Raw genomic sequence first — 23042 nt, 5'->3', positions numbered from 1 at the left:
GGCTCGGCGGGGAGGTGCTCCTGCCCCGCCCGCGCCGCTCCCGTCGCCGATCGCGGGCCGGGACCCGTGGGAAATGGTCCTTGCGTCGGCGTCATGGCCGTGCGTCCTCCGTCTCCGTGTCCGGACCGCGGTCCGGGAGCAGCCCTTGGCGTCGTGCCGTAGCGGCGAGCGTACGGTGTCCGGACTGCTCGGCCGACACGACCCGCTCCTGGGGCAGGGCACGCTGCCACCAATCCCCGGCCGCGGCGTCGGCGGTGGCCCGCAGATCGGCCAGGGCGACGGCGAGTCGCCGGCGGGCCGATGCCAGCTCGGCCGTCGCGGGGTCCGGCTCGGCCAGCAGCCGGGCGGCGTGCTCGCGGGCCCGGTCGGCGGCCGTCAGCGCGTGTTCCACCCGGTCGCCCGCCCGCCGGTCGGTGACCGCCACGGCGGCGAGGAAACCGACCAGCGCCCCGACGGCGGTGTCCACGACCCGTTCGGTCATGAGCGCGCCGGGCCGCTGCCGGCCGCCGAACTCGGTGATGAGCAGCGCCATGGGCGTCACGCACACGCTGCCCAGCCAGTAGTTGCGGCTGATCAGCGCCTCGGCGCCGAAACTGAACGCCACGCAGCACAGCACCAGGGCCGCTCCGCCCAGGTGGGCGAGCGGCACGACGGCCGCGAAGACGAGCACCCCGAGCACGTTGCCCACGACCCGCTGAACCGCCCGGCTCCAGGTCAGGGCGATGTTCGCCTGGTAGAGCGAGGCGGCCGTGACCAGGGCCCAGTAGGGGCGGCCGATGCCGAGCGCGAGGGAGGCGTATCCGGCGAGCGCGCAGCCCAGCGCGGTGCGCGCCGCGAGCGGGGTCAGCGGACCGAGCCGGGCCCACGGGGAGCGCGTGGAGTCGATTCCGAGCAGTTCGTCCGCCGCGGCCGGTGGCAGTCCGGCGTGCGGGACGGGCCCGGTCGAGCGCAGCGAGCCGGCCCACCCGCGCAACCGGCCGGCGTCGGCGTCCGCCGGTGCCGCGAGGGCGACCTCGGCCCGTACCACCAGCCGTTCGAGGGCGCGCCGGGTACGGGACGGCGCGCGGGTGGACAGCAGCGACTGCCAGGCGGCCTGCACGGCGGCGTAGCCCGCGGCGCGGGCCCGGGCGTGCCCCTCCCCCGCGCCGCCCGTGTCGGCGTACGCGGCGGCGGCCCGCAGGGCGCTCGCGGTGGCGCGGCGCTCCGGGCCGTGCGGGCGCAGGAGCGCGGGGGCCATGCAGACCAGCCAGGCCCAGGCGCCGGTCACGGCGGCGAGGGCCAGATGGCCGGGGACCCGGTCGAGGGTCTGCGGCGCGAACAGCGAGGCCGAGCTGACGAACGTCAGGACGACGTTGCCGGGCGGGCCGACCCGGGTCGCGTCGCACAGCACCTTCTGCGCGGCGGCCAGCAGCGCGCCGACGGTGACCAGGACCACGGCGCTGCGGGTCAGCGAGGCCGCGACGAGGGCGGCGCCGAGCCCGCCGAGCATGCCGAGCACCACCCACAGCAGGGCCGTGGCCCGGGCGGCGTAGGGCCGGTTGTGGGTGTACAGGGCGCACAGGGATCCGGCCATGGTGTACATCGCGAGGTCGAGCCGGCCGAGCGCGAGCAGCGTGAGGTTGGGCGGGGCGATCGCCGCGACGACGCTCAGCGCGGGCTTGAACCAGATGTCCGAGGGCCGGCCGAGGCGCAGCACGCCGGACAGCGGCAGGCGCCGCGCGGGCGGGGAGGCGGGGGTGGGGGGCACACTGCTCATGAGGCACAAGGTTAACAGGTGTTTTACTCGTAAAATGTATGGCCTGACCTGCCGTGCTCCGTCGAATGCTCCTCGTGTACCCCCTTGCGCTCGCGTGCGCGCCGCACGGGCCGGGCATCGAATGACCGACTGTCGAGCGGGGAGGTGCGCGTGCACGGACCGGCATCGTCCGGCTGGCTGCTGGTGGCGCTCTGCGCGGTGACCGGCGCCTACTGCCTGGTGCGGATGCGCAGCGGGGGCGGGGAGCAGCGGCGCGGCGCGGGCGGCGAGGCGCTGATGGGTTTCGGGATGGCCGTGATGGCGGTGCCCGCCGCGGTGTTCACGCCGCCGCCGTGGGCCTGGCCCGCCTACGCGGTCGTGTTCGGCGCGGCGGGCCTGCACGCGCTGTGGGCGGCGCGGTCCGGCGCTCATCACCTGCACCACCTGGTGGGGGCCGCCGCGATGGTCTACATGTCCGTCGTCATGGCCGGCTCCCCCGCCCACGGGCACGGCCGGGACGGCTCGGGTGTCCCGCTGCTGACCGGGGCCCTGCTGCTCTACTTCGCCGGATACGTGCTGCTGAGCGGCGTCCGGCTGGTGCCGGTGGGGGCGCTGGCCGGGAGCGGGGCCGGGGCCGGTGACGCCGCGGGCTGGGGCGACCGGCCGGAGCTGGCGCGTGCCTGCCGGCTGGCCATGGGGATCGCGATGGTGGCGATGCTGCTGACGCTGTGAGGGGGCGGCGTGCGCCACCCCCTGCGGAATCCGTTGCCTGCGTCACTTTGCCCCCGCGAGACGTACCCGTGAGCGGGGCCGCGCTCATAGGCTGCCCTGCATGATGCTCCCCGCGGCGCTGCTGCTGCTCGGCGCCCTGACCGCCGTGGCCGGCCCCCGGCTGCTCGCCCGGGCGGACTGGCCCGACCGGGAGCCGGTCGTGGCGCTGTGGATGTGGCAGTGCGTGGTGGCGGCCGTCCTGGTGTGCTGCGCGCTGTCGATGACGCTCAGCGCGGCGGCGGCCTGGCACGCCGTCGCCGGGCACGTCTTCGCGACGGCTCCGCGCGGGGTCGTCGAGGCGTACGCCTTCGGCACCGCGGGCCCCTGGGCGGCGACCACCGCGGTCGCGCTGGCCTGCGGCGCGCTGTGGAGCGCGGCGATGCTGGTGCGGGAGACCGGCCGGGCCCGCGCCCGGCGCCGCCGGCGCCGCGCCGACCTGCTGGTCCGGGCACCGCTGCTGCCGGGCGAGGTGGCCGTGTCCGGCCGGCTCACGGTCCTGGAGAGCGACCGTCCCGACGCCTGGTGGCTGCCCGGCACTCCGCCCCAACTGGTCGTCACCACCGCAGCGTTGCGCCGCCTGAAGGGCCGGCAGCTGGACGCCGTGCTGGCGCACGAGCAGGGGCACGCGCGGGCCCGCCACGACTGGCTGCTGAACTGCTCCGCCGCCCTCGCGGGCGGCTTCCCGCAGGTGCCGGTGTTCGCGGCGTTCCGCGACGAGATGCACCGGCTGGTGGAACTCGCCGCCGACGACACGGCCTCCCGGCGCTTCGGCCGGCTCACCACGGCCCTGGCCCTGGTGGAACTCAATGAGCACCGGGGCGTGTTCGGGCCGTGTCCGACGCCGCACGCCCATGTCCCGGCGCGGGTGCACCGGTTGCTCACTCCCCCGGACCGGCTGACCGCTGCCCGGCGGCTGCGGCTGACGGCCGCGGCCGCGCTGGTGCCCGTGGTGCCGGTGCTGGTGGCATTCGTTCCGGGGCTGCGGGCACTGGGATGACGAGGCGGATCCGTCGGTACCGGGCCGGAGATCGCCTCTTACTGGATCCCTCACCCCGGTTCGGCAAGGATCGCCTTATGCACCCCCCGTCCGTCGCATCCCCGCCCCGTCCGGAGCATCGCACCACCGCCGGTCTCGCCGGCGTCCTGGCCGCGTGCTCGATCCTGCTGCTGACCCTCGTCGCGGCCAGATGGAGCCCGCTGATCGGCGCGGACGGGGACATCTCCAGAACCACCCACCGCTGGGCGGTCGACGCCCCCGGCCTGACCCAGGCGTGTCGCATTCTGACCGACTGGGTGTGGGACCCCTGGACGATGCGGCTGCTCTGCGCGGTCGTCGTGGTGTGGCTGGTGGTACGGCTCGCGGCGCGCTGGACGGCACTGTGGCTGGGGCTGGCCGTCGCCCTGGGCTCGCTGGTGCAGCAGGGCCTGAAGGCGGCGGTGGACCGCCCCCGCCCGGTGTGGCCCGACCCCGTGGACTCGGCGCACTACTCGGCGTTCCCGTCGGGCCACGCGATGACCGCGACGGTGGTGTGCGGCCTCCTGCTGTGGCTGCTGCACCGGCACGGGGTGAGCCCCGCCGTGTGGCGTACGGCTCTGGCCGTGGGCGTCGTCTCCGTGGTGGGCGTCGGGCTGACCCGCGTCTGGCTGGGCGTGCACTGGCCGTCGGACGTGGTGGGCGGCTGGCTGCTGGGCGCGCTGGTGGTGGCCTTGGCCGTGTGGGTGTATGAACGCCGGCTGCCGCGTGAGCGGACCGGCACCGAGGCCTCGTAGGGCCATCGCAGCGCCGAGAGAAGTAGCCCGGGGCGACCACCGGGGCGAGCGCTCGCCCGCCTCGGACGATCCCCCGCGTCGCCCGAGGCGGACGGCATCACCGGCACCGGCCACCATGGGCCGGACCGGTTGCCCTGAGTATAGTTGGCTGGCAGCCAGTCAACGCAGGAGTTTCAGCATGTCCCCGCGCAGCGCCTCGGTCAATGAAGAGTTGCGGAGGCGTTCGAAGGAGCGGCTTCTGCAGGCGGCGGTCGAGCTGGTCGGCGAACACGGGTTCGACGCGACGACGCTCGGTGACATCGCCGACCGCGCGGGGTCCGCCCGCGGCCTGGTCTCTTACTACTTCCCGGGCAAACGCCAGCTCGTGCAGTCCGCCGTGCACCGGCTGATGCACCGCACGCTGGAGGAGGCGCTGGAGCGGGAGCCGCGCACCGAGGACGGCCGGGAGCGGATGGCCCGGGCCATCGACGCGATCCTGGGCCTGGCCCGGGACCGGCCGGTGCTGATGCGCCAGCACATGGCCGGACTGCTGCAGGCCGAGGGCTTCGTCCCCTGCCCGGAGCAGCGCCGTCTGGCCGAACTGCTGCGCGACACCGTCGCCAGGCACGGGTCGCGGGACGTGGACGGCGACTACCCGATGTTGCGCGCGCTGCTGATGGGCGCCGTGTACGCGGCCCTGGTGCCGGGGGTGCCGATGCCGGTGCCGGTCCTGCGGGCCGAGTTGTTCAAGCGTTACCGGCTGGACTGGGAGATGGGCGTCCCCCCGGACACCGCGACGCCGGGCGGGCCGAGCGACCCGGATCTGTCACGGTTCTTCGCCACGGGGGCAAAGACGGAGACGGCCGGGGCGGCGACCGCCGGTTCCGCGGGCGGGAAGGGCGTCCACGCCCCGGCCGGGACCGCTGCGGCCGGGCCGGCCGACCGGACCGCGGCCGGGCCGGCGGAGGAGAGCGCTGCCACCACCGGCGGCACGGAACGGGAGCCGAAGGCCCGGCCGTAGCTCCGGACTGCCGCAGCGAGGGGCCGGGGCCGAGCTGCGCGCCCGGCCGCCGCCGAGCTGCGCCCCGCCCCTCGCACACGGCCCGGCGGCCACACCGGCGCCACCGGGCGCCACGAACGGCGGGCCCCATGGGCATCACGCGTTCAGGCATCAAGCATCAGGCATCACGCGTCACGCATCAGGCGCCACGCGTCAGACGTCAGGCGTCGGGCGTCAGGCGTCAGGCGCCACGCGTCAGACGTCGGGCTTCAGGCGTCGGGCTTCAGGCGTCGGGCTTCAGGCGTCGGGCTTCAGGCGTCGGGCGTCAGACATCACGCGTCAGGCGTCAGGCGTCAGCGTCCGCCCCTCAGCCGCGGCCATGGCGAGGTGTCAGGAAGCCCGCGTCCCTGGCCTGGCCGATCAGCCGGAGTGAGGCGCGGCGGCTGTGTCCCGTCGCGGACATCACCGCGAGGACCGGGTCGGTGCCGTCCCGCTGGGCCGCGTGGTACTCCTGCGCCACCCGCCGGCGCCCCTCCGCGCCGCGCGGCCAGGCCGGCCGGGCCCGCCGCCCCTGGCTCGCGTGCGCTTCCGGCAACGGAGCCGCACCGCAGGCCTCGGCCAGTGCCTCCTCGATCCAGTCGGCGAGCACGCCCAGGTCGTCGAGGGAGAGGGCGGGCTGAGCGCACACCTCCTCCACGCCGACGCGCCCGCCGGCCAGGACGGCCAGGGCGTCGACGCGGGCACCGTCCGGGAAGGCCACCCGGAACTCGAACCACCGCGTGGCGTCCTCGTTCTCGCGCACTTCCCACGCGGGCCGCACGGACACCGCGCCGTCCACCGGAGAGCGATCAGAAAGATTAAGAAAGGCTGCTTCCAGCACATACGGAACGAAACCGCATGATCACATTCCATACAGATCGGACACGCGCCCCGGGTGGAGCACAGCACCCTGTCAGCGGAGCCGGGCCGGTGGGATGCTGGAGGAGTCAGCGCTCTCCTGGACTTGCCGGGGGTCCCCCGGGTGAGGAGTTCCGCCGTGCTGCGCGTCGCCGTCGTGGGCTCCGGGCCGAGCGGGTGCTACACCGCCCAGAGCCTGGTCCAGCAGGACTCCGAGGTGCGCGTCGACGTCCTGGACCGGCTGCCGTGCCCGTACGGGCTGGTGCGCTACGGCGTGGCTCCGGACCACGAGAAGATCAAGTCGCTGCAGAACAACCTGCGCGCGGTGCTGGAGCACGACCGCGTCCGCTTCCTCGGCGGCGTGCAGGTCGGGCCCGGCGGGGTGCCGGCCGCGCGGCTGCGGGAGCTGTACCACGCGGTGGTGTACTGCGTCGGGGCCGCCACGGACCGCCGTCTGGACATCCCGGGTGAGGACCTGCCGGGCAGCTGGTCGGCGACGCGGTTCGTGTCCTGGTACAGCGCCCATCCGGACGCGGTGGACGACGGGTTCCTGCGGGACGCCCGGTCGGCCGTGGTGATCGGCGTCGGGAACGTCGCCGTGGACGTCACGCGGATGCTGGCCCGGGGCCTGGCCGAGCTCAGCCCGACCGACATGCCGCAGGCGGCCCTCGCCACGCTGGCGGCGAGCCGGGTGACCGAGATCCACATGGTCGGCCGGCGTGGTCCGTCCCAGGCCCGCTTCACCACCAAGGAGCTGCGCGAGCTGGGCACGCTGCCCGGGACCGAGGTGGCCGTGGAACCGGCGGAGCTGGCGCTGGACCCGGGCTACCGGGACCCGTCCGGGCTGCCGGCCCCGCAGCGCCGCAACGTCGAGGTGCTGCGCGGCTGGGCCGGGGCACCGCGCACAGACGCCCCGCGCCGGATCCACCCGCGCTTCTTCCTGCGCCCGGTCGAACTGCTCGCCGACCGGGGCCATGTGGGCGCGGTCCGTTTCGAGCGGACGGCCCCGGACGGCAGCGGCGGCGTGACGGGCACCGGCCGACACGAGGACATCGAGGCGCAGCTCGTGCTGCGCTCGGTGGGCTACCAGGGGGTTGCGCTGGAGGGCCTCCCGTTCGACGCCGCCACGGGCACGGTCCCGAACCGGTCCGGCCGCGTGCTGCGCGAGGGCGTGGTCACCCCGGGCGAGTACGTGGCGGGATGGATCAAGCGCGGCCCCACCGGGGTGATCGGCACGAACCGCCCCTGCGCTAAGGAGACCGCGACGTCGCTCCTGGAGGACGCCCCCGCCCTCGCCTTGAGAACGGTCCCCGGCGATCCCCTTCCGGCCCTGCGCGCGGCGGGCGCCGACCCGGTGGAATGGGCGGGCTGGCAGTCGATCGAGCGGGCGGAGGCGGACCTGGGCGCGTCACTGGGACGCGGCGTGGTCAAACTCCCCGACTGGCAGTCGCTGCGGAACGCCGCGCGTTCCTGAACGCCTCAGCCGCCCAGCCGGGCGGCCTGCCGCCCGGCCGCGTCGAGGAGCGCGTCCAGCAGCCCGGGGAAGAGCTCCTCCAGGTCGTCGCGCCGCAGCCCGTTCATCTTGGCCGTCCCGCGGTACACCTGCCGGATCACCCCACTCTCCCGCAGCACCCGGAAGTGGTGCGTGGTGGTGGACTTGGTGACGGGCAGCTCGAAGTCGGAGCAGGACAACTCACCCTGCCCGGCGGCGAGTTCCCGCACGATCCGCAGGCGCATCGGATCGGACAGGGCGTGCAGCACCCCCTCCAGGCGGATCTCGTCCCGCGCGGGATGCGGCAGATCACGGCTACTGACGACGGGGGACGTCACGGCGGGCTCCAGTTCCTTCGGGGATCCCATAGTACGAGAACCATCGTAGTTTGACATCCACCGTACTACGATGCCTATCGTACGAGTCGACCTCCGGCCCCGTGACGAATGGAGTCCGCCGTGACCGCGCTCTTCGAGCCCTACACCCTGCGCGATGTGACGATCCCCAACCGCGTGTGGATGCCCCCGATGTGCCAGTACTCGGCGGCACCGGTGGGCCCGGAGGCCGGCGCCCCCACGGACTGGCACTTCGCGCACTACGCCGCGCGGGCGACCGGCGGCACGGGCCTGATCATCGTCGAGGCCACCGCGGTGTCCCCCGAGGGCCGCATCTCCCCGTACGACCTGGGCATCTGGAACGACACACAGGTCGAGGCCTTCCGCCGGATCACGCGCTTCCTCGCGGAGCAGGGCACGGTTCCGGCCATCCAGCTGGCCCACGCCGGCCGCAAGGCGTCGACGGAGCGCCCCTGGAAGGGCGGCGGCCCGGTCGGACCCGACGCCCACGGCTGGAACGCGGTCGCGCCGAGCCCGATCGCGTTCGACGAGGGGCACCCGGCCCCCGCCGAGCTGAGCACCGATCAGATCAGGGAGGTGGTCGCGCAGTTCGCGGCCGCCGCCCGTCGCGCGCTCGCCGCCGGTTTCGAGATCGCCGAGGTGCACGGCGCCCACGGCTACCTGATCAACGAGTTCCTCTCCCCGCACTCCAACCACCGCACCGACGCCTACGGCGGCTCGTACGAGAACCGCACCCGGTTCGCGCTCGAAGTCGTCGACGCCGTGCGGGAGGTCTGGCCGGACGACAAGCCGCTGTTCTTCCGCATCTCGGCCACCGACTGGCTCGACGAGGGCGGCTGGACCCCCGACGACACCGTCCGCTTCGCCGCCGACCTGCGGGCCCACGGCGTGGATCTGCTGGACGTCTCCACCGGCGGCAACGCCTCCGGCGCCCGCATCCCGACCGGCCCGGGCTACCAGGTGCCCTTCGCGGCCCGGGTGAAGAACGAGACGGATCTACCGGTCGCCGCGGTGGGACTCATCACCGACGTCGAGCAGGCCGAGAAGATCCTGGCCAACGGCGAGGCGGACGCGGTGCTGCTGGGGCGCGAGCTGCTGCGCAACCCCTCGTGGGCCCGGCACGCGGCGCGTGAGCTGGGCGGCGAGGTGCGGGTGCCGGACCAGTACCACCGTTCGGTCTGATCCGGCACCACGGGCGGGTCCGGCCCCGGCAGGCCGGGCTGCGACGGCCAGGGCCCGCACCCGGGCGGTCCGTCAACCGGCCGCGCACGCCGTCCCGTTGAGCGTGAACGCGGCCGGACCGGCACTGTTGCCGGTGTGGGTGGCCTGATAGCCGATGCTCACGCCGGCGCCCGGCGCGAGCGTGCCGTTGTACGACACGTTCGCCGCGGTCACCGTCCCGGAGGACGGTGTGTACGTGGCGCCCCAGCCGCCCGTGACGGTCTGCCCGGCGGGCAGCGTGAAGCCGAGTTTCCAGCCGTCGACCGTCGTCGTGCCGGTGTTGGTGAGGGTCACGGAGGCGGTCAGGCCGGTGTTCCAGGCGTTCACCGAGGCCGTCACCCGGCAGGCGCCGGGCTGCGGTTGGGGAGCGGGGCCCGAGCCGTCCAGACCGAAGAAGGTCAGCACGCGGGACGCCATGCCGTGGGCGTAGAGGTTGTGGCCGACGCCCTGGAGGCTGATGGCCTCCACCTGGGCACGGTCGCCCGTGCCTCCGTAGCGGGTGCGGGTCCAGCCGGACTGGGGCGTGTCGGTGGCGGCCGGCGTCTGGCTCACCCCGTGCACGTTCGTCCACTGCTTGATCTGCTCGCCGAAGTTGGGGTGGCGCAGGACGTCGTCCTCGGTGCCGTGCCAGATCTGCATGCGCGGGCGCGGTCCGCTGTAGCCGGGGTACGCGCCGCGCACCAGGTCGCCCCACTCCTTCGGGGTGCGGATCAGCGTGCCGCCCGAGCAGGCGCTGTTCCACTCGGAGCCGTCGGTGGTGGCGAAGCAGCCGAAGGGGACGCCGGAGAAGGCGGCGCCCGCGGCGAACACGTCCGGGTAGTCGCCGAGCAGGACGTTGGTCATCATCGCGCCCGAGGAGACGCCGGTGGCGAACACCCGGCCGCTGTCGGCGTCGTAGGTGCGCAGCACCCAGTCCACCATCGACTTCACGCCGACGGGATCGCTGCCGCCGCCGCGGCGCAGGGCCTGGGGCGAGGAGACGTCGAAGCACTTGCTGCTGCGGGTGACCGACGGGTAGAGCACGATGAATCCGTACTGGTCGGCCAGGGTGTCGTACTCGGTGCCCTGGTACATGTCCGGACCCGAGCCGGTGCACCAGTGCACGGCGACCACGACGGCCGGCTTCGGCCGCACGTTCTCCGGCACGTACAGGTACATGCGCAGGTTGCTGGGGTTGGCGCCGAAGTCCGTGACCTCGGTGAGGGCGGCGGCGGGCACGGCCCTCTCGCCTGTGGCGGCCGCGGGGGCCGGCAGCGCGGTGGCGGCCAGTGACAGCAGCGCGGCGAGGAGCGCGAGGAGCATCGATCGCGGGAGGCCGCTCGCCGTGGAGTGGGGGGTGGCAGGCACGTCCGGGTCCCTTCGGAGTGAGGCGAGGCTCGCAGGACGTCGTACGGCGGTTCGTCGGAACTGGTCGCATGGTGGCATGAACATGGCTCCCATGGAAGCGCTCCCACGCTCGCATCGCCGTGACCAGGAGTGACCGAATGTGTTCTGCGCGAGGCGTTGACTAGAAAGCGCTTACCCCCTACGTTCCGTTCAGCAGTGTGACCCAGCAGCGCCACCTCGCCGCCATGCGAAGGCGCCCGAAGCCCCCTGCCACCCTGGAGAAGTGCACATACAGGACGGGGTGGGCCTTCGGACCGGGTCATGCGCAGCGCGCGCGGTGAACAGCATGGCAAACGTCATTCATGTACATGACCGATCAGCACCATGAGGCACCACGAAGGGACGCACCCCGCATGCGTACTCGCCCCCCACGCACCCGCACAGCGAGACCCGCCCGGGCCGGCGCCGCAGCGTCCGCCCCTGCGGGCGCGGCCGGGCGGCCGTGACCGGCTGACGCGGCCGGGCCGGCGCGCGGCGATCTCGGCGGAGCCGCGACCGAGATCCCCCGGCCGGCACCCTCGCCCACCGCCCTACCGCTGCCCGGCCGGGCCCGCACCCTCCGTCGCCGATCCGGTGACGCCGGACGCGGGCGCCGGGAAGCCCGACACCCCCACCGCTCGATCGAACAGAAGGAATCGGGACATGACTTCTGCGACACGACCGCGCGCCCGCAGGCGCGCACTGACCGGCGCACTGGCCACCCTCGGCCTGTCGGTTGGCATGATCATGACTACCAACGCGCCCACGGCGAGCGCCGCCACCTGGCCGACGCCGAACGGCAGCCAGGGGACCTCGGCCACCATCTCGGTGTCCGGCACCAAGGACTACGGGATGAAGCGGTACTACGGCACCGGCGAACTGGCCGGCGACGGCCAGGAGGAGGGCCAGGACCCGATCTTCCGGCTCTCCGACGGCGCGGTGCTCAAGAACGTCATCCTCGGCGCCCCGGCGGCCGACGGCATCCACTGCGAGGGCAGCTGCACGCTGCAGAACGTCTGGTGGGAGGACGTCGGCGAGGACGCCGCCACCTTCCGCGGCGGCACCGGCGCCACGTACCACGTGATCGGCGGCGGTGCGAAGAAGGCGGCGGACAAGGTCTTCCAGCACAACGGCGGCGGCACGCTGAACATCTCGAACTTCGCGGTGCAGGAGTTCAAGACGCTCTACCGCTCCTGCGGCGACTGCTCCACGCAGTACACGCGCAAGGTCAACCTCAACACCATCGACGTGACCGGCACGGGCAGCACCGCGCGGCTGGTCGGCATCAACGTCAACCGCAACGACGTGGCGACGCTGCGCGGCATCACCATCCGCAACGACGCGAGCCGCAAGGTCGTCCCCTGCCAGAAGTACAACAACAACACCGCGGTCGGTACCGGCCCCGACAGCACCAACTGCCTGTACTCGGCCTCGGACATCACCTACAGGTAGTCCCGAGCAGCCCCCCACGGTGAAGGCGGCCGTGCGCAGCGTCCCGGCGGGCGCCGCGCACGGCCGCCGGCGTCATGCGCCGCCCACGCGTGCGCGTACCTCTCCGGCCAGTTCCCGCTGGTAGGCGGTGTAGGCGGCACGCAGCCCGGTACCGGGCCAGTCTTCGGGCAGCAGGCCGGGCGGCAGCACGGGATCGGCCAGCAGATGCCGTACGACGGCCGCGTAGGCGGTGAGCCGGCCGGCCGGGCCGGACGCGCGGGCGATGTGGTCGAGCAGCGCCCGGGCCGTGGCGGACCAGGCCTCCAACGGCCACAGCGAGGCGGCGAGTTCGCCCGCGGGGCGGCCGGGGCGGGCCGTGCAGTACTCGGCGACCCGGTCCAGATCACCGGGGAGGGCGCGGGTGAGATTGGCCGGCCGCAGCCAGACACCCTCGCGCAGTTCGGCCAGCCGCAGGCCGGTCAGCCGGGCCCGCAGCTCGGCGCGTTCGGCGGGGCCGCGCCCGGTCGCGGTGATCACGACCATCTCCCAGTCGCCGTCCCAGGCGCGGGTGCGCGGGTGCACGGCGTCGTCCTGCCGGCGCTGGCGTTCCAGCAGCCGGTCGCTGAGGCGGTAGCCGGTGTCCGTGCGGCACAGGTCGCCGGCGGCCACCATCCGGCTGAGCGCCGCCCGCAGAGTGGAGCCGCCGACGCCGAAGCCCTCCACCAGCCGCACGAGTTCCCTGACGGGAAGCTCGGGGGGATGCGTGCCGAGCAGCAGGCTCAGTACCACCGAGCGCGCGGACAGCGGACGCGGATCGAGCGCGCCGGACCGCGCCGGGTCGTTCATCGGCATGGTCACGTACTGTACGCGGCCGGTCCGCGTTGTTGCACTATTGATGCGATCGCAGAGGAGATGCAACACTCGGGGCATGGTCGCGACACCGGACGAACAGCGGGTGCACGGCGGACCCGCCACGCACGACGTCACCAACCAGGCCCCGCCCCTCACCCCCTACGACGCCTCCGAGGACACCGCCCTGCTGGAAGGGCTGCGGCGGGAGGGCGCCGGCTGGGCCGAGGAGGAACTGCGGCGGCTCGGCAGGCTGGCCGGCAGCGCCCAGGCGCAGGAGTGGGCCGAACTGGCCGACCGCCACGCGCCGGAGCTGCGCACGCACGACCGCTACGGCCACCGCGTCGACGAGGTCGAGTTCCACCCGAGCTGGCACCACCTGATGCGCACCGCCGTCGCCGAGGGGCTGGCGGCGTCGCCCTGGGCGGACGACCGGCCCGGCGCCCATGTCGCGCGGACCGCGGGCGGGCTGGCCTGGGGGCACACCGAGGCCGGGCACGGCTGCCCCACGTCGATGACGTACGCGGCCGTCCCCGTCCTGCGCCGCCGGCCGGACCTGGCCAAGGTCTACGAACCGCTGCTGACGAGCCGGGAGTACGACCCGGGCCTGCGCGTGCCGACGGAGAAGCGCGGACTGCTCGCGGGCATGGGGATGACCGAGAAGCAGGGCGGCTCCGACGTCCGCACGAACACCACGACGGCCACACCCACCGCCGAGCCGGGCGTGTACACCCTGCGCGGGCACAAGTGGTTCACCTCGGCGCCGATGTGCGACGTGTTCCTGGTGCTGGCGCAGGCCCCGGGCGGGCTGTCCTGCTTCCTGGTGCCGCGCGTGCTGCCCGACGGCACCCGCAACACCTTCCGCATCCAGCGGCTGAAGGACAAGCTGGGCAACCGGTCCAACGCCTCCTCCGAGCCGGAGTTCGACGGGACGGTCGCCTGGCTGGTCGGCCCCGAGGGACAGGGCGTGAAGACCATCATCGAGATGGTCAACTGCACGCGGCTGGACTGCGTGATGATGTCGGCCGCGCTGATGCGCAAGTCCCTCGTCGAGGCCGGGCACCACGCGCGGCACCGCAGCGCGTTCGGCGCCCGCCTGGCCGACCAGCCGCTGATGCGCAACGTTCTGGCCGACCTCGCGCTGGAGTCGGAGGCCGCCACGACGCTCACCCTGCGGCTGGCCGGGGCGGCCGACCGGGCGATCCGCGGCGACGAGGGCGAGGCCGCGTTCCGCCGGATCGCCACGGCCGTCGGCAAGTACTGGGTGACCAAGCGCGGGCCGGCCTTCACCGCGGAGGCCCTGGAGTGCCTCGGCGGCAACGGCTACGTCGAGGACTCGGGCATGCCCCGGCACTACCGCGAGGCTCCCCTGCTGTCGATCTGGGAGGGCTCAGGGAACGTCAACGCGCTCGACGTGCTGCGGGCGCTGAGCCGCGAACCGGGCACGGCCGAGGCCCTGTTCGGCGAGCTCGCGGCGGCCCGGGGCGCGGACGCCCGGCTGGACGCGGCCGTGGCGCGGCTCAAGGACCGGCTGTCCGGGGCGTCGCAGACGACCGCCCGCCGCCTCGTGGAGGACATGGCGCTCACGCTCCAGGCCTCCCTCCTCGTCCGGCACGCCCCGGCCGCGGTCGCCGACGCGTTCTGCGCGACCCGGCTCGGGGGCGACTGGGGGCACGCGTTCGGCACGCTGCCGGACGCCGCGGACCTCGGCGCGATCGTGCGGCGGGCGCTGCCCGGCGGGGACCGAGCGGCGATCGGCCAACCCGCACACGCTTAGCGGACAGTCACCGCCCGATTCCGCTTCGTTGTCGGTGCCGTGGTGCAGACTCCCCGTCAGTCGGCACTTGCCTGGGGAGGACAACGTGTTCAGGGGGATCGACGAGGTCGACTGGGCCTCGCTGCGCCACGCGGACGGCAGCGCGGAGGACGTGCCCGGATTACTCCGGGGACTGGCCTCCGCCGACCCGGCCGAGCGGGAGACCGCGCTCGACGGGATGTACGGCGCCGTGCACCACCGGGGGGACGTGTACGACGCGACCCTCGCCTGTGTTCCGTTTCTCCTCGCGCTCGCCGTCCGCGAGGAGGTACGGGACCGGGCGGGGGTGGTGGAGCTGCTGGTCAGCATCGGTGGCGCGGAGGGAGCCTCCCCCGATTACGCCGACCGCGCCCGCGCCGCGCTGCGGGCCGGCGCCGAGGTGTTCGTCCGGCTCGCCGGCGACCCGGACGCGCGGGTGCGCCGGGCTGCCCTGCCCGCCCTCGTGCGGTACGTGACCCCGCCCGCGCGGGTGCTCGCCCTGCTGCGGAAACGGGTCGCGGTCGAGCGGGACGACCACGTCCTGCTCGGCCTGGCCGAGGCCCTCGGCCGGTTCGCCCAGCGGTACGGCTCCGTCGGCGACCCGTGTGCCGCCGAGGCGGTGAGTCTGCTGACCGAGCTGAGCGGGCCCCCGTACGGCCCCGGACTGCGGCTCGCCGCGCTGGGCCAGCTCGCCGCCTGCGCCCCGCGGGAGCTGCCGGCGGACCTCGTGGCGACCGCCGTCCGGCTGCTCAGGGACAGATCCCGGCAGCGCACCGGGGCGGTCCACCCGTACGGCTGTCCCGGTACGGACACGCTCGCCGTGCGGCTGCGGCGGCTGCGGCCCTCGGACGAGGAGGGCGCCCGGCTGCTGCGGACCCTGCACCACGGTCTCGGTGACCGGGTGGCCGACCGGGTGGCCCTGCTGTGCGGGCAGTTGACCAGCCCGGACCCCTTGGACCGGTGCAACGCCGTGTGGATGGCGGCCGGGCTGTTCCGCGAGTGGCGGGACGTCCACCCGGAGCCGGTCGTCCTCATCGGGACGCAGGTGGGCGCGGAAGAGAGCCGGTTGCACGACGCGGCGGTCGCCGTCCTGCTGGAGCTGTCCGAGCTGGCCGCGCCCGCCGCCGGCCCGCTGCACGCCCTGGTGACCCATCGCCCCGCGCTGCGCGTCCGGTACGGGGAGCGGGGCGTGCCCGCCCTGGGCGGCCCGCTGCGCGCGCTGGCCGGTACCGGGGACGTACGGGCCGTCGCGGTGCTGGCCGAGGTGCTGGCGGGACCGGTCGTACCGGACGATCTGGGGCTGGTGATACCCCACCTGGGGCGGGCCGCCGCCCCGCTGGCCCCGGCGTTGCGGCGACGCCTGGCACGTGTGCCGCTCGACGGCCCCGGCGCGGGGCAGCGGGCCGTGCCCCTGCTGGTGGCGCTCGCCGCCCTGGAGGACACCGCGTCGGTGCCGTCGGTGGTGCGCCTGCTGCGGGGCCTGCCCGAGGGGCCGGGCGAGACCGTGGCCGGGGCGGCGGTCCGTGCCCTGGCGGGGTTCGGCGCCGCCGCGCACGAGGCGATACCGGAGCTGCGCCGCCTGCTGGGCACCGACTGCGCCGTCGACGCCGCGCAGGCGCTCTGGTCCGTCACCGGCGAACCGGAGGCCGTACTGCCCGTCCTGCTCGGGGCGTTGACAGGCGCCGGTGGCGGCCGAGCACGCCGCGCGGCGGCTGCGGACGCCCTCGCACGGCTGGGTCCGGCCGCGGCTGCGGCCCTGCCCGGGCTGCACCGTCTGACCGGCTCCGAGGACGTGGTGGAGCGGGTGGCGGCCGCGTGCGCGGTGTGGCGGGTGTCGGGCGACGGGGAGCCGGTGTTCCCGGTCCTGCGCTCGGCGTGGGCGGAGCAGCCGCGCACCCGGGCGGCGATCGCCGGATGTGTGGCGGCCCTGGGCCCGGCGGGCGCGCCCCTGCACGACCTGCTGCGCGCCGAACTCGTCTCTCCGCGCAGGCACTTGGCGCACCGGGGTGGGCAGGGCATCCACGCGGACCTGGCGCTGATGCGGGTGTGCCGGAAGGCGCTGGCGGGGGACGGACACGGTCGCGGACACAACCAGGGACGGGGACGGGGACAGGGGCCCGGTGACACTCACGTCCCCGGTGAGAACTGATGACCAGTCACCTGGTGCGCATCACAGTGCCGGACACGGCATCGGGGGCCTGTCTTCGGGGGGACCGGCTATGACGCGTGTGGCGGCGGCAGTGGCGCTGGTGGCCTTGTGCTCGGGCTGCTCGGGGTGTTCGGACGGCTCGGAGGAGGACACGGTCTCGGGGATGGCAGAGGCCGCACTCGTCGCGTGGGGCGACCAGCTCGTCGACTCATCCGTCCCCGGTCTGGGGGTGGAGCTGCCGCTCACGCCGCAACGCGAGTTCGTTCAGTCACGTCGTCGTGCTGGACGGGGCGTCCCCGGCCGCCGACCCCGCAGTGGTCGGAACGCTGCTCCGGATGCCCGCGCCGAAGGACTACGGACAGGCGGTCAGGACGGGGGCGAAGGTCCGCAAGGTCGCTGTCAGGGAATCGCGCTTCACCCTCGTGGCCGACCGATGGCGTGAGCCGGACGCCAAAACCTGCCCCAGCCTGAAACACGTGCAGATCTTCACGGTCGAGGCCGACCGCCTGTCGGCGCAGAAGGCCTCCGTACTGGATGTGCCGAGATGCCAGGGCTGAACGGGGACGAGAGCGGCGGCTTCTGGACGGCCTATGTGAAGTCCGCGGAGTTCACCTTCTTCGCCGCTCGCGACATGAACCAGTGCTCCCGTACGGGTGGCGGCAACATCGACCAGGTGCGCTTCCCCGTGGAGGTGCCGGTCGGGGTGAAGGCGGGCGACCGGCTGGTGAAGCCCGTGTTCTTCAAGGTGGACCCCCACAAGGGCGAGTCACTGGCCTTCACCCTGGGACCGGCCGGGGACGTGGCATCCGAGTCCTGGCTGTACGGCTTCTCCCTCACACTCACCGTGGGATCCGAGTCCGTGACCGTGGCGAAGTCCACCGTGTCGCACATGTCGGCCTGGCAGGAGGAGGTGCTGCGGGCCGCGGCGGGGCTGACGGATTCCCAACTGCCGCAAGAGGAACGGGAACGGGACCGGCGGTGCTACGCCGCCACGTTGCGCACGGTGCAGCAGGCCCTCGACGGCTCGGCCCATGTGCTCGAGGGGCTGGAGGAGTTCGCCCTCAAGCCGGAAGCACTCCTGCAGACCTGACTCAACCCGCCCGGGCCTCCGGCCGTCTGGGCCGCACGGTCATCAACAGGGTGCGGGGGCGCACGGTGGCCCGTGCCACCGGACGGACCACCGTGCCACGCGTGAGGTCGAGCCGCACACGTCTGATGATCGTCGCCACAGCCGTGATCAGCTCGGTCAGGGCGAACCGGTCCCCGATACACCGGTGTTTGCCCGCGCCGAAGGGCAGGAACGCCCCCGAAGGCGGGGGCTGCGCGCTGTCCAGCCACCGGTCGGGGTCGAAGTCCAGTGGGTTCGGGAAGAGGGCGGGATCGCGGTGCAGGGCGTGCTGGCAGTACGCCAGCTCGGTGCCGGCCGGCAGGGTCCACGGCCCGAGGCGGGTCTCCGCCACCGTGCGGCGCGTCACCAGCCACCCGGTGTGGTGCAGGCGGGTCACCTCCGTGACGACCCGCCCCAGGTACGGGAGTCGGGTGATGTCCTCGAACGTGACCGGTCCACCACCGAGGACGTCGTCGAGCTCGGCGAGGACGCGGGCCTCGACGTCCGGGTGCCGGGCGAGTTCGTACAGCGTCCAGGACAGCACCGAGGCCGTGGTCTCGGTGCCGGCGACGGCCAAGGTGAGGATCTCCGAACAGATCTGATGCGCCGTCAGCGGGCGACCGGTCTCCTCGTCCCGTGCGCGCAGCAGGAGGGAGAGCATGTCGCCGGTGTCGTGCCCGGCGGCCTGGAGGTCGTCGACGGCGCGGTGGACGGTGGCCCGTACGGCGTCCCGAGCCCGGTCGAACCGGCGGTTGAAGGGCAGCGGCAGCCGCTCCACCCAGTCGGGCAGCATGATGCGGGCGCCCACGCCGTTCATCACCACGGACAGGTCGCGGCGCAGTCTGCGGAACGTCGTGTCGTCGAGGCTGCCGGAGAACACGGTCCGGGCGAGCATGTCGAGGGAGAGAGCGACCATCGCCTCACGGACGTCGAGAGTACGGCCCGGCTCCCAGCCGTCGACGGCGGCGTCGGCCTCGTCGCGCATGATGTCGACGTAGCGGGCGATCTCGCCGCGGGCGAAGGCGGGTTGCAGCTGGCGTCTCTTGCCGGTGTGCTCCTCGCCGGCCGCCGTGACCACCGAGTCGCCCAGCAGCTGGCCCATCTTCTCGAAGAAGCGGCCCTTGTCGAGGGTCTTGTCCTTGAGCATGTCCTGGATGAGTCCGGGGTCCTGGACGATGACGGTGCGGATGCCGGGCTGCAGCGTGATCTCGACGACGGGGCCGTAGGCGCGGCGAAGGGAGGCGATGAATTCCAGGTTGTCGCGCAGGAGCGGTATCGCGTGACCCACGAACGGCAGGGAGCCCGCCGCCCGGGGTATGGGGGGAGACGCGGTGATGTCCACGGTCGGTCCCTTCACGAGAATGGCCCTGGATCACTGCCCATTCCCCGCGTGCAGGCATGCACGCGACCGGCGTGGTGTCGGCCACGCGGTGGTGTGTCAGCCCGTCGTCCGCCCCCACATGGGTCCGAAGCGGGACCACTCGGCGTCCCACTGGTCGATGCGGCGGCGTTCCAGGCGGGTGCGCAGGGCGCGGCCGCCGGCCAGGGGGACGACGGCAGCCGCGAAACCTGCCGCCCCGCCGACGAGAGCGGCCCGGATGCGGGCCTGGGAGGCGGTGACGGGCCGGGGCACCTGGCGCCCCTCGCGGTCCGTCCACACGGTCACCGGGGTGCCGGCGGCGCTGCCCGCCGGCACCCTCAGCTGCCCGGAGTGCGCGGACCCGTCGGCCGCGGTCCAGCTCGCCTCGGCCCACACCCGGTCGGCGCGGGAGGTGGTGCCGCTCCCGGCCGGCGTGCCGGGGGCCCGCTCGGTGAGGTGTCCCACCAGGGGGCGCCATTCCGCGCGCTCCCGGGCCAGCCCGTCCTCGACCGACCGGCTCACGGCCGCACCCGCCGACACCCCGACGAGCACGGTGAGCGTCCACACGCCCAGGACGACCCAGGTCTCGATCCGGTCGGCACGGCGCTTGAGCGGGTTGCGCCGCCAGCGCCACAGCCACACCTGCGGACCACGTAACGCCATCGAAGGCATCCTCCTCACCAGCGCGGGACCATCCGCCGTCCTCCCCATACGGACACGGCCGCCCGGATGCTCACTGCACGTACTTCCGGCGTCGGCGGCGACCTGTCCTAAGCCGCAGCGACGGCCCGCGACACCGCCCTGACCTGCGCCGACGCACCGTGCGGAGGTGACTGTCAGTGGTGGGGTGCAGACTGGCCCGTGTCCGAGGAGAAGGCGTCGAGGACGACGCCGCGGAGGTGATCGGCATGACCGAGGTACTGCTCGCCGTGGGCACGCGCAAAGGCCTGTTCATCGGGCGCCGGCGAGGCGGTGGCGCCTGGGAGTTCGACGAGACCCCGTACTTCAACGCGCAGGCCGTGTACTCGGTCGCCGTCGACACCCGCACCGCGGCCCCACGGCTGCTGGTCGGCGGCGACAGCTCGCACTGGGGCCCGTCCGTGTTCCACTCCGACGACCTCGGCCGGACCTGGACGGAACCGGCCCGCCCGGCCGTGAGGTTCCCCAAGGACACCGGGGCGTCCCTGGAGCGCGTGTGGCAGTTGCATCCGGCCGCCGCCGAGCCGGACGTGGTGTACGCGGGCACGGAACCGGCCGCGCTGTACCGCTCGGAGGACCGCGGGGAGACGTTCGAGCTCGTCCGCCCCCTGTGGGAGCACCCGACGCGGTCGAAGTGGGTGCCGGGCGGCGGCGGTGAGGGCCTGCACACGGTGCTCACCGACGTGCGCGACCCGCAGGCGGTGACGGTCGCGGTCTCGACGGCCGGCGTGTTCCGCACCCTCGACGGGGGCGCGAGCTGGGCGCCGTCCAACTCGGGCGTCTCCGCGGTGTTCCTGCCCGACCCGAACCCGGAGTTCGGCCAGTGCGTGCACAAGGTCACCCGGGACGCTGCGGACCCGGACCGGCTGTATTTGCAGAACCATTGGGGCGTGTACCGCAGTGACGACGCGGGCGCGCACTGGACGGACATCGGCGAGGGCCTGCCCTCGACGTTCGGCTTCGCGGCGGCCGCGCACCCGCACCGCGGCGACACGGCGTACGTCTTCCCGATCAACGCCGACGCCGACCGGGTCCCGGCCGACCACCGCTGCCGGGTCTACCGCACGGCGGACGCGGGCAAGAGCTGGGAGCCGCTCTCGGCGGGCCTGCCTCAGGAGGACCACTACGGCACGGTGCTGCGCGACGCGATGTGCACGGACGACGCGGACCCGGCGGGCGTCTACTTCGGCAACCGCAACGGCGAGGTGTTCGCCTCGGCGGACGACGGCGACAGCTGGCAGCAGCTCGCCGCGCACCTGCCGGACGTGCTGTGCGTCCGGGCCGCGGTCGTCGGCTGAGACGCGGATGAGGCGGGGGACGCGGTTGCACGGGGGCGTTGGCCACCGGTTGATCGACACTGCCCGTACGGCAGTAGGGTGACGCCCGTGGCACCACGACCCTTGCATGAAATCGTCGAAGCGGGCTGGGCGAAGGCCCTGGAACCGGTGGCCGAACGCGTCGCCGCGATGGGGGACTTCCTGCGCGCGGAGATAGCCGCGGGACGCACCTACCTCCCGGCCGGCCCGAACGTCCTGCGGGCTTTCCAGCAGCCCTTCGACGACGTACGGGTCCTGATCGTCGGTCAGGACCCGTATCCCACCCCGGGGCACGCGGTGGGCCTGTCGTTCTCGGTCGCACCCGAGGTGCGGCCGCTGCCCGGCAGCCTCATCAACATCTTCCGGGAGCTGCACACCGACCTGGGCGTGCCGCAGCCGACCAGCGGTGACCTCACGCCCTGGACGCGGCAGGGGGTGCTGCTGCTCAACCGGGCCCTCACCACCGCCCCGCGCAAGCCCGGCGCCCACCGGGGCAAGGGCTGGGAGGAGGTCACCGAGCAGGCGATCAGGGCCCTGGCCGGGCGGGGCAAGCCGCTGGTGTCCGTCCTGTGGGGGCGTGACGCCCGCAATCTGCGTCCGCTCCTGGGCGACCTGCCCTCCGTGGAGAGCGCGCACCCCTCCCCCATGTCCGCCGACCGGGGTTTCTTCGGCTCCCGTCCGTTCAGCCGGGCCAACGACCTGCTGATCCGCCAGGGCGGCCAACCGGTGGACTGGCGCCTGCCGTGACGGTGGCGCCGGAGGGCTCCGGTTTCCTCGCGGTGGACTCCGGCGGGTCCGGGCTCCGGGTCGTCGTCGGGACCGCCGAGCGCGGGCCGCTCGCGCGATGCGCGTCCGGGGAGCCGGTCCGCACGGGTGAGCGGGGCATCGACCCCGGCCACTTCATGGCCCAACTGCTCCCGCTGGTGCGGGCCCTGACCGCCGAGACCGGGCCGGTGCGGCTGACGGCGGCCGTCGTCGGCGCGGCCGGGCTCGCCTCCCTCGGTGCCGCGCTGCGCGCCGAACTGCCGGGCGCCCTGGCCCGTGAGCTGGGCGTGCGGACCGTCGCGCTGGCAGCCGACGCCGTGACCGCGTACGTGGGGGCACTGGGGCCGCGGCCGGGTGCGGTGGTCGCCGGCGGTACCGGCCTGATCGCGATCGGCACGGATCTGACCGGCTGGCGCCGTGCGGACGGCTGGGGGCATCTGCTGGGCGACTGCGGGGGCGGTGCCTGGATCGGGCGGGCCGGTCTCGAGGCCGCGCTGCGGGCCCATGACGGGCGCGCGGGCGGTTCGGACCGGTTGCTGGAGGAGGCCGAGGAGGTGTTCGGACCGATCACCGGGCTGCCGGGGGCGTTGTATCCGCGGTCCGACCGGCCCGCCGTGCTCGCCTCGTTCGCGCCCCGGGTCGCGGTGGCCTGCGCGGACGGGGATCCGGTCGCGGCGGGCATCCTGCGTGCGGCCGCGCGGCACATCGCCGAGTCGGCCGCGGCCGTGTGCCCGGCGGGCGCTGCGGCCCGGGTGGCCGTCACCGGCGGCCTGTTCAGGCTGGGCGACCCGCTGCTCGGCCCGCTGGACGAGGCGCTGGCCGAGCGGCTCCCGCTGGCGCGGCGGGTGCCGGCCGCGGGCGATCCGCTGGACGGTGCGGTGCGCATGGCGGCCGAGCTCAGTGCCGGTCAGCTCACGCTGCCGGGTGACGAGTCGCTGCTGACCGTGGCCACCGTGCCGGGTGACGGATCGGGTGATTGATCCG

Annotated in this window: 20 protein-coding genes and 1 pseudogene; 14 read left to right on the top strand and 7 right to left on the bottom strand. The window is 74.2% G+C overall.

The window, feature by feature from the left end:
• Positions 1–91 precede the first annotated feature (91 nt).
• A complete protein-coding gene (locus ACPXCS_RS17185) occupies positions 92–1756 on the bottom strand; it encodes an FUSC family protein (RefSeq protein ID WP_425949178.1) in 1665 nt (554 codons plus the stop codon).
• A 150-nt stretch (positions 1757–1906) separates the two neighbouring features.
• Here ACPXCS_RS17185 and ACPXCS_RS17180 point away from each other — a divergent pair, with 150 nt between their 5' ends.
• The 4 genes and pseudogenes from ACPXCS_RS17180 to ACPXCS_RS17165 all read left to right on the top strand — a co-directional run.
• On the top strand, positions 1907–2467 hold the full coding sequence (locus ACPXCS_RS17180) for a DUF5134 domain-containing protein (RefSeq protein ID WP_425949180.1): 561 nt from the start codon (positions 1907–1909) through the stop codon (positions 2465–2467).
• Positions 2468–2567: 100 nt separating this feature from the next.
• Complete coding sequence (locus ACPXCS_RS17175; RefSeq protein WP_425949182.1) at positions 2568–3503, top strand: M56 family metallopeptidase; 936 nt, start codon at positions 2568–2570, stop codon at positions 3501–3503.
• Between the two features lie 77 nt (positions 3504–3580).
• Positions 3581–4276 (top strand): phosphatase PAP2 family protein, encoded by a 696-nt coding sequence (locus ACPXCS_RS17170; protein WP_425949184.1) that lies wholly within the window; start codon positions 3581–3583, stop codon positions 4274–4276.
• 178 nt (positions 4277–4454) lie between these two features.
• Positions 4455–5102: pseudogene (locus tag ACPXCS_RS17165) on the top strand (TetR/AcrR family transcriptional regulator); the annotation flags it as partial.
• A 520-nt stretch (positions 5103–5622) separates the two neighbouring features.
• Here the strand turns inward: ACPXCS_RS17165 and ACPXCS_RS17160 are convergent.
• On the bottom strand, positions 5623–6081 hold the full coding sequence (locus ACPXCS_RS17160; protein ID WP_425949186.1) for a DUF6214 family protein: 459 nt from the start codon (positions 6079–6081) through the stop codon (positions 5623–5625).
• A gap of 210 nt (positions 6082–6291) precedes the next feature.
• On the opposite strand from ACPXCS_RS17160, the gene ACPXCS_RS17155 reads away from it, so the two are divergent.
• Positions 6292–7626, top strand: a complete 1335-nt coding sequence (locus ACPXCS_RS17155) for an FAD-dependent oxidoreductase (RefSeq protein WP_425949187.1) — start codon at positions 6292–6294, stop codon at positions 7624–7626.
• Positions 7627–7631: 5 nt separating this feature from the next.
• On the opposite strand, the gene ACPXCS_RS17150 is transcribed toward ACPXCS_RS17155, so the two are convergent.
• Positions 7632–8012: an ArsR/SmtB family transcription factor gene (locus ACPXCS_RS17150; protein WP_425949189.1), complete on the bottom strand. Its 381-nt coding sequence runs from the start codon at positions 8010–8012 to the stop codon at positions 7632–7634.
• Between the two features lie 90 nt (positions 8013–8102).
• Between ACPXCS_RS17150 and ACPXCS_RS17145 the strand changes: the two genes are divergently transcribed.
• Positions 8103–9182, top strand: coding sequence for an NADH:flavin oxidoreductase/NADH oxidase (locus ACPXCS_RS17145; RefSeq protein WP_425949191.1), 1080 nt, complete (start codon positions 8103–8105; stop codon positions 9180–9182).
• A gap of 72 nt (positions 9183–9254) precedes the next feature.
• Here ACPXCS_RS17145 and ACPXCS_RS17140 read toward each other — a convergent pair whose 3' ends face one another.
• Complete coding sequence (locus ACPXCS_RS17140; protein ID WP_425949275.1) at positions 9255–10523, bottom strand: extracellular catalytic domain type 1 short-chain-length polyhydroxyalkanoate depolymerase; 1269 nt, start codon at positions 10521–10523, stop codon at positions 9255–9257.
• A 726-nt stretch (positions 10524–11249) separates the two neighbouring features.
• Between ACPXCS_RS17140 and ACPXCS_RS17135 the strand changes: the two genes are divergently transcribed.
• Entirely contained in the window at positions 11250–12038 is a 789-nt protein-coding gene (locus tag ACPXCS_RS17135) for a pectate lyase (RefSeq protein ID WP_425949193.1), read from the top strand.
• A 72-nt stretch (positions 12039–12110) separates the two neighbouring features.
• Here ACPXCS_RS17135 and ACPXCS_RS17130 read toward each other — a convergent pair whose 3' ends face one another.
• Positions 12111–12869, bottom strand: coding sequence for a PaaX family transcriptional regulator C-terminal domain-containing protein (locus ACPXCS_RS17130; RefSeq protein WP_425949195.1), 759 nt, complete (start codon positions 12867–12869; stop codon positions 12111–12113).
• A gap of 76 nt (positions 12870–12945) precedes the next feature.
• Between ACPXCS_RS17130 and ACPXCS_RS17125 the strand changes: the two genes are divergently transcribed.
• The 4 genes from ACPXCS_RS17125 (at position 12946) to ACPXCS_RS17110 (ending at position 17900) form a co-directional block, all read left to right on the top strand.
• Positions 12946–14643: an acyl-CoA dehydrogenase family protein gene (locus ACPXCS_RS17125; protein WP_425949197.1), complete on the top strand. Its 1698-nt coding sequence runs from the start codon at positions 12946–12948 to the stop codon at positions 14641–14643.
• Positions 14644–14728: 85 nt separating this feature from the next.
• Positions 14729–16810: a HEAT repeat domain-containing protein gene (locus ACPXCS_RS17120; RefSeq protein WP_425949199.1), complete on the top strand. Its 2082-nt coding sequence runs from the start codon at positions 14729–14731 to the stop codon at positions 16808–16810.
• Positions 16811–17145: 335 nt separating this feature from the next.
• The gene (locus ACPXCS_RS17115; RefSeq protein ID WP_425949200.1) at positions 17146–17367 is read left to right on the top strand and encodes a hypothetical protein; all 222 of its coding nucleotides are present in this window, start codon (positions 17146–17148) and stop codon (positions 17365–17367) included.
• Entirely contained in the window at positions 17355–17900 is a 546-nt protein-coding gene (locus ACPXCS_RS17110) for a hypothetical protein (protein WP_425949202.1), read from the top strand. Before ACPXCS_RS17115 ends, ACPXCS_RS17110 begins: the two co-directional genes overlap by 13 nt.
• Position 17901: 1 nt before the next feature.
• On the opposite strand, the gene ACPXCS_RS17105 is transcribed toward ACPXCS_RS17110, so the two are convergent.
• Positions 17902–19260, bottom strand: a complete 1359-nt coding sequence (locus tag ACPXCS_RS17105; protein ID WP_425949203.1) for a cytochrome P450 — start codon at positions 19258–19260, stop codon at positions 17902–17904.
• A gap of 96 nt (positions 19261–19356) precedes the next feature.
• A complete protein-coding gene (locus ACPXCS_RS17100; protein ID WP_425949205.1) occupies positions 19357–19941 on the bottom strand; it encodes an Rv1733c family protein in 585 nt (194 codons plus the stop codon).
• Positions 19942–20117: 176 nt separating this feature from the next.
• Between ACPXCS_RS17100 and ACPXCS_RS17095 the strand changes: the two genes are divergently transcribed.
• The 3 genes from ACPXCS_RS17095 (at position 20118) to ACPXCS_RS17085 (ending at position 23038) form a co-directional block, all read left to right on the top strand.
• On the top strand, positions 20118–21275 hold the full coding sequence (locus ACPXCS_RS17095; RefSeq protein ID WP_425949207.1) for a WD40/YVTN/BNR-like repeat-containing protein: 1158 nt from the start codon (positions 20118–20120) through the stop codon (positions 21273–21275).
• An 87-nt stretch (positions 21276–21362) separates the two neighbouring features.
• The gene (locus ACPXCS_RS17090) at positions 21363–22040 is read left to right on the top strand and encodes a uracil-DNA glycosylase (protein WP_425949209.1); all 678 of its coding nucleotides are present in this window, start codon (positions 21363–21365) and stop codon (positions 22038–22040) included.
• A complete protein-coding gene (locus ACPXCS_RS17085) occupies positions 22037–23038 on the top strand; it encodes an N-acetylglucosamine kinase (RefSeq protein WP_425949210.1) in 1002 nt (333 codons plus the stop codon). Before ACPXCS_RS17090 ends, ACPXCS_RS17085 begins: the two co-directional genes overlap by 4 nt.
• Positions 23039–23042: the final 4 nt, after the last annotated feature.

The sequence above is a fragment of the Streptomyces sp. DT190 genome, from assembly GCF_049846985.1.
In the GTDB taxonomy this organism is placed as follows: Bacteria; Actinomycetota; Actinomycetes; order Streptomycetales; family Streptomycetaceae; genus Streptomyces.
The sequence above is the reverse complement of the archived record's forward strand: the minus strand, read 5'-3'. Positions and strand labels throughout refer to the sequence as shown.